Here is a 6,924-nt window from a genome sequence, read left to right as displayed (position 1 = left end):
TTCCCAATGGAAGAATTGGAGAAGATACCCGAGAATTCGCCAATTACTACATCGTCGCCGGAGTGAGGAACTACTAGCCTACCACCGCCCTCACGTCCCACTTCGGGTTAGTAGGCTCTGTTGAAACCCTCAACAGGTGACACACTCTGAACCGATTGCGGTCAATACAAACGCGGCACTTACCATCGTGATTTGTAGTTTGATATCTTGGCACTGTGTTTCTGCCCTGGGTTGCGTTGGTTTCTCGCCGTTGCTGGATACACCACCGCAAAAGGTTAGGAGCTATGCGAAGTTGGGAGTATTATGGCCATTGTCTACAGATTTCGCCCAATGAAATATTTGATTGACGACGACCGTGATAATGACTACCGCGAGCTTGAGAACCAAGAGATGGCACTTTCCTCACCACGATATTTTAACGACCCCCTTGAGGGATATCAAGATGTGTTTTGGGAAGGAGATGAAGTCTTGTGGGAGAACCTGCTCCGACATTATCTGTTGAATTTACATCAGGCAGTCATAACGTGTGCGCTTTTTGACGATGGAGAAGATCTCAATGAATATGCCATTGAACCCAAGCTCACTCGTGGCGATCTCTCCACAGATAAGCGTCGCCAACAATTCGACTCCATATGTCAGTCGTTTTTCGAAGCGAAAGGATTCGAAAGAGTTGCTTCAAGTCTAGCTTCCCTGCCAGAGCCACTGAAGAGAAACAATCTCAAACAGATCTTGTCAGTCATCCACCGCTCGGCACTCAAGTCTGTATTAGAGAGAATGAGGGCATCGGGAGTGATTCCGGAAGGGTGGCCTGAGGTTACGAATTCAGGTGGCTCTGAAACCGTTGAGAGACTGTTGGATGCTATTTCTGCCGCTATGGCTGATGAGGATGAAGAACTGTTAGAATCAGTAGCGTCGCTAGTTGGACCCTTAAAATCGCATATGTACCTACAACAGGCGGTGCAGACGGGGGTCGAGCAGCTTGAACTACAACATAAGAAATATCATCTTTTACACTACTCATTTCCCGACCGGTATATTAGAGAAATAACCAACTCACTTATTCACACGAATTGGCATACGTTGTGTTTCGCAAGGGAATGTGCAAGTCCTCCAATGTGGGCTACGTATGCAGACGAACATAGAGGAGCCGCGTTGATGTTCCGCGCAGACTGCCAAACTGACGAGTCATGGGGGAAGATGAATGTCAGCGAGAGTGCTGGTTCGGAACCTAGCTCGGGGGAGATCACAGCACCTCTGTATACTGTTGACTATGAATCTCCACCGCCAGAAGTTGACTTCTTCCGGTTTTTAGGTAGGCTCCCGCTCCCAAAACTTGAGTCAGCGTGGCATTCCACGCCGGATGGCAGAACTAGTAAGATGATGGACGAAATCATAGATGATCTAGATGCTTGGCGAGAAAACCTTTGGGACCATTTCCACAGCATGTCGACGAGAAAGCTGAGCAAATGGGAACATGAACAAGAAATTCGCATGGTGCTTCCCGATCTGTTGGAATCAGAGGGGTCTCATCGTAAGGTCACATATGATATGTCCCAACTTGAAGGAATTGTATTCGGCCTTCGTACTTCACTTGAGGATCGTTTTGAGGTGATGAAGATTATCTCTGAAAACATCCAAGATGGTGATTCCTCTCCTGTTGAATTTTATGAGATGGTTTACGACGGCAAGGACTTCAGAAAAGTCAAGCTAGATGTAGTCTAGTGTTGCTCAGGTACCACGTCTCAATGAGTGTGGAATCAGGTTAATCCAACCCCTTCAGCGACTGGCTGTTTCAGCTCAGGTCGTGTTTGAAGAATGGGTTTCTGACAATCCAATTGAATCCGATCAGCAACCAAAACTTCTGGTATACGCTCTTCTGTAGGAGATTGTTGATACTGTTGAGCTGTCGCTGTGGAGTCGAAGAGGACAAGGACACCGCGTCAGCGGTGTCCGACACGAATGATTCCGCTGGATGTGTTTGGGTCGGAATCGGTCGCAGCGGACCTGTTACAGCAGGTTCGCTGGCGTGACGGTGTTTCCTGTCCTCGCTGCCGTTCTGACCGAACGGTCAGAAACGGCAGCTACGGGCACTTTCAGCGGTATCTCTGTAAGGATTGCGGCCGCACGTTCAACGATAAGACCGGCACGATCTTCGCTCACTCGAAGATCGCACTCCGCAAGTGGCTGTTTTCGATCTACGCGTTTTTGCGGTTTAACACGAGTCTCAGGCAGTTACAGTGCGAAATCGAGGTCACCTACAAAACGATTCACAGGCGTGTCGAGCGCTTCGCTGAAGCGCTCGACGCGCCGTCACTCGATCTCCGTGGCCCGGTTGAAATTGACGAGTTCTACGTCTCTGCCGGTCTAAAAGGCCGCGAGCGCGACCGCTGGTCGCGCTCTCGCGGCCTCTCTCGACGCGGGCGCGGAACGTATGATCAAGACAAACCGCCCGTGTTCGTTCTCGTGGATCGTGGCACCGAGCAACGGTACGTTGTGCCGGCGAAATCCGCAGACGAATCGACGATCCGGCTCCTGCTGGCTGACCGCCAGCAGGAGCCTCTCACCGTCTATACCGACGGATTTTGCGCGTACGATCCGCTTGATGAAGATGAACAATTCGACCGCGAATACGTTGTTCACGGAGACGGTGAATACGCCGACGAGACGGTCCACGTGAACACCTGCGAGAGCCACGCGTCGCTGGCGCGACGGTGGCTCTCGCCGCATCGAGGCATCTCAAAAGATCGCCTCACACAGTATCTCCGAGCGTTCCAACTCAGACGAGAACTCTACCGCAAACCCGGACGAAAAGCGCTCAAACACGCCGTCAAAGCCACTCTCTGAAATCAACAATGTGCTACACAAGAGCGTCTGGTATAAATAGATCCGGCAAAAGTGGATGGTGGCGTGGCCAACATCAACATATCTGGGATACCAGAGCAAGAAAAGGCGAACTACACTAGGTTAGCTGAAGAATCCGGAGCTACATCTCGTTCAGAATGGCTTCGTTGGCGGTTGCGGACAGGAGTTCAGCTATGGGACTGTAACGGGCAGATCGACATAGAATCGGTGGATGAGCTTGTAGTGGAGAGTAGGCAAAAAGAGAAGCAGTTGTCCAACCCAGAAAACGAGATTAAACGTTGTATAGTACATCATTTATCAACTCAGGAGATTGCCACGCTTGACGAATTACAGCAGGCTGTTTTTGATGAGCTTGTTATCGATGCTCTCTACGAACTGCTGAAGGAAGGAGAAGTGGAGAACATACCCGGGAGTGGTTATCGGAGTCTCTGAAGATGGCAGATAGAGAGACCCCTCAAAAGTGGTCCGATGAGCAAATCCTCCAAATGGACACCAGTAGCTCAACGGACGTACTCGAACTCAAGCGAAAGCCGATCCAAGAATATATTAGACGAAAACGGAGGTATGGGAAAGAAGCGGAATATATTAAGAAAACACGAACGGTTTTGCGAGAATTTGAGTCCTTCTTACTCAATGAGTTTGAGTCTCATCTTTGTGACATCGATGATACGCATGTTGCTGCATTTAACGAACACCTCCGAACAGGAGATCGATACTATACAATCACGAAAACCTGGTCGATGGAGCCGAAGAACATCGATTTGCTGGATAGGACCAGATATGAATACCTGAGTGAGCTTGTTGAATTTTACAAATGGCTTGTTGAGGACGAGGGGTTGCTCACTCAAAACCCCGCAAGGAAGGCATTGAACGACCTTCCAGACTCCGAATTTGACCTATCACCACCGGGACGTCCACGTATCGAAATCCAGGAAATGAAAACCTTCGTACAATGGTTATCTACACCGATTCATAGGGCGATCATCTTATTTCTCTTAAAAACAGGAGTACGGATTGGTGAACTAGTAAATTTAGATTTGTGCTGTCTCCATCTTGAACATCCGATTTATGAAGCTACCCTTGAAAGGCGTGGAATATCCCTCCATTCTGCCATTCGGTCATCTCCTGATACCGTCTTCTTAGAGGGAAAATACCAGGCAGATACAACAATTCGCGGCGAAACCAGAACGGCAGGAAATAAGCGTCAACGAGCGGGTGGGACGCTTGTCCCAATAGACACTGAACTCAAGACAGCGTTGCTAGAGTATCTGCTTACTCGACGATGTGCACACTCTCATCCCCAACAAGCACGACCGGTATTCCTGAATCGACAAGGTTCGGGTGATAACGACCGTCTTACCCAGCAATCTGTGTACGGTCTTCTTACGGAGAACGGAGCATCGGAAGGTGTACTGAAACAGTATGGGTGGTGGTCTAAAGGACAACCAACCGAAGAGAAGGTCACACCGCACTATTTCCGGCACTACTTCACCCACAACCATCGCCATAATCAAGGAGTATATGACCAGTACATGCCGGAGGGTGTGATCGCGTACATCCGTGGTGATTCCCCAGACGGCGAGTCAGTTAGAGAGCAGACGTACCGACACGATGACTGGAATGTGTGGGAACGCTATGTAAAACGACCGTACCTTGCGGGGATCTACCAGTTCGGAGTTTACGAGTAGGCCACACGTAGTGGCCAGTCCCTACTCAATTTCACGAGACTGCCTTAACCAACACGCCTCTCTACGCAGTTGCTATGTTGGTTAATATCTGGAAATGTGAACAATGAGTAGATTGGGCGGCCAATCCCTCCGTCATCTATTTGTAGCCAGTAAAATGTGGAAATAGTATCACATGAGCCAAGCGACGCTTGGAAGCGGTCCCTACCGGAACTCCAGCCTCTTCTCCGGCTACTACCTTGACGAACGCGTTGCTGACCTTGACGACTGGGAGTCCGACGACGAGGCGGAAGTCGCCTTTGAAGCCCTCCGCGAACTCTGGGAACTGGAGGGAGACTACGTCGCCACTCACGGCGAGGATGAGCTGATCGACCAGTGGATAAGTGAGGTCCTCGATATCCTCGGGTTCGACACAATCTCCGAAGGAACGCTTCCCGGGGGCGGCGGGTACGTCGACCGACTGCTCTATGAGTCTAGGGAGGACCGATACGCGGCCGCCGACCGGAAGCAGAACAACGACCGAGAGGGGATGTTCTCACGAGCATCCGCGCTGCTCGAAGCCAAACAGTGGGACCACGACTTCGAGAAGCGGTTCAGCGACGAGCGACCCTACCGCGACGCCTCACACCAAGTAAAGTACTATCTCGAACGGACGCCGCCCGATCTCAAGTGGGGAATCCTCACCGACGGGAAGAAGTGGCGGCTCTACGGGACCAAAGACTACGAGACGCAGACGTACTACGAAGTGGACCTACCGGAGTTGCTCGAATCCGGAGATCTTCAACAGTTCAAATACTTCTACTGTTTCTTCCGGCCTGAGGCGTTCGTTGAGGTCGCCGGAAGCTCGTTCCTCGAAACAGTGTGGTCGGAGTCCGAGACCGCTGCGCAGGAACTCGGTGAAGACCTCCAAGACAACGTATTCACCGCGCTCCGGGTCCTTGGGAAGGGGTTCGTCGAGAACAACAACCTCGCGATCGACTCGGAAGACGAATCAGAGCGGGCCGAACTGAAAGAGCAGTCGCTCGTGCTACTCTATCGGTTGATGTTCGTTCTCTACGCGGAATCACGCGGACTGATCGACCCAGAGAAACCGAGCGCCAACGCGGAGTATCACGAGAATTTCAGCCTTGAAGAGGTTCGCGCCGACATCATCGAGACGGTCGAAGGCGGCGACATCGAGTCAGGTGCGGCGTTCCGCGAGGAGTACAGCTCGTTCTCGACGACGATTTGGAACCGGCTCTCTCGGCTGTTCGAGTTGATCGACGAGGGAGAGGTGGCGCTCGACATCCCACCGTACAACGGAGGACTATTCGATCACGACGACCACAAATTCCTCGCTGAGAACAAGGTCTCGGATCCGGCGATCGCGGAAGTGATCTTCCGGCTGTCGACCACGGAGAACGACGAGGGTGAGTACGTCCCAGCGGACTACGCGGACCTCGATACGCGGCACCTTGGCTCGATCTACGAAGGGCTGCTCGAACACGAGTTCCGGATTGCGCCTGAGGAGGGCATGGCCGCAGTCGCCGAGGATGGCGGGCAGGTGTGGAAGGCTGGCGACGAAGTCTCGGTCGCAGAGGCGGTCGAGACGGTCGACAGCGGCGGGCTGTACGTCGTCAACGATGAGGGCGAGCGCAAGGCCACGGGCGCGTACTACACGCCCGACTACGTGGTGACGTACATCGTCGAAGAGACGATCGATCCGCTGATTGATGAGATTCACGCGGACCTCGAAGCAGACGGGCTTTCTCGAAGCAACGGGGAGTACTTCCGTCGCTTCTACGACCGCGTGACGGATCTGACGGTCCTCGATCCCGCGATGGGGTCCGGCCACTTCCTGACGAAGGCGACCGGGTACCTCACCGAGCAGGTGATGAGCGTCGTTCGCGAGCAGGAGATTCAGTCGTACGACGAGCAAGAGTTTCGTCGGGAGATCTCGAAGGAGGTCATCTACGGCGTCGACCTGAACGGGATGGCGGTCGAACTCGCGAAGCTGTCGATGTGGCTGGAGACGCTCGCCGCAGACCAGCCGCTCGCGTTCTTAGATCACCACCTGAAGGCCGGGAACTCGCTCGTCGGCAGCGACATCACGGAAGTCCTTTCTGACGACACCGAAGAGAACGGTGGCCAGCTCACGCTCACGCAGGCGTTCGCTCGCGTTCGACAGGACACTCTCGGGCACGTGATGGACCTGATGGCGGACCTGCTAGCGTACGATAACAACTCGCTGGACAGCGTAAAATCGATGGAGGAACTGTATGACGAGATCCGCGACGACCCGCTGTACACGCGACTCTTCGAGTTGGCGAACGTCCACACCGCAGAGGAGTTCGGCATCGATGTCCCCGAAGACGCTTACGAGCAGATGGCCGGCGCG

5 protein-coding genes are annotated in these 6,924 nt (G+C 52.9%); all 5 read left to right on the top strand.

Annotated features, from left to right (window positions below; translation table 11 throughout):
• Nucleotides 1–303: 303 nt before the first annotated feature.
• A complete protein-coding gene (locus ESO89_RS06645) occupies nt 304–1,722 on the top strand; it encodes a hypothetical protein (RefSeq protein ID WP_128904786.1) in 1,419 nt (472 codons plus the stop codon).
• A 237-nt stretch (nt 1,723–1,959) separates the two neighbouring features.
• The gene (locus ESO89_RS06640) at nt 1,960–2,844 is read left to right on the top strand and encodes an IS1595 family transposase (protein WP_128904785.1); all 885 of its coding nucleotides are present in this window, start codon (nt 1,960–1,962) and stop codon (nt 2,842–2,844) included.
• A 63-nt stretch (nt 2,845–2,907) separates the two neighbouring features.
• Nucleotides 2,908–3,294, top strand: coding sequence for a hypothetical protein (locus ESO89_RS06635; protein WP_128904784.1), 387 nt, complete (start codon nt 2,908–2,910; stop codon nt 3,292–3,294).
• Between the two features lie 2 nt (nt 3,295–3,296).
• Nucleotides 3,297–4,550, top strand: coding sequence for a tyrosine-type recombinase/integrase (locus ESO89_RS06630; RefSeq protein ID WP_128904783.1), 1,254 nt, complete (start codon nt 3,297–3,299; stop codon nt 4,548–4,550).
• A 172-nt stretch (nt 4,551–4,722) separates the two neighbouring features.
• Nucleotides 4,723–6,924: DNA methyltransferase (locus tag ESO89_RS18465; protein ID WP_164932757.1), on the top strand; the 2,202-nt coding region annotated here is incomplete at its 3' end.

The organism is Halorubrum amylolyticum, from assembly GCF_004114995.1.
Taxonomy (GTDB): Archaea; Halobacteriota; Halobacteria; order Halobacteriales; family Haloferacaceae; genus Halorubrum; species Halorubrum amylolyticum.
This window is presented reverse-complemented; position numbering and strand designations above follow the sequence as displayed.

Excerpts from the sequence above, each read along its gene's own strand:
- ESO89_RS06640 (WP_128904785.1), top strand. The coding sequence starts at position 1,960 with ATGATTCCGCTGGATGTGTTTGGGTCGGAATCGGTCGCAGCGGACCTG.
- ESO89_RS06645 (WP_128904786.1), top strand. The coding sequence starts at position 304 with ATGGCCATTGTCTACAGATTTCGCCCAATGAAATATTTGATTGACGAC.
- ESO89_RS06630 (WP_128904783.1), top strand. The coding sequence starts at position 3,297 with ATGGCAGATAGAGAGACCCCTCAAAAGTGGTCCGATGAGCAAATCCTC.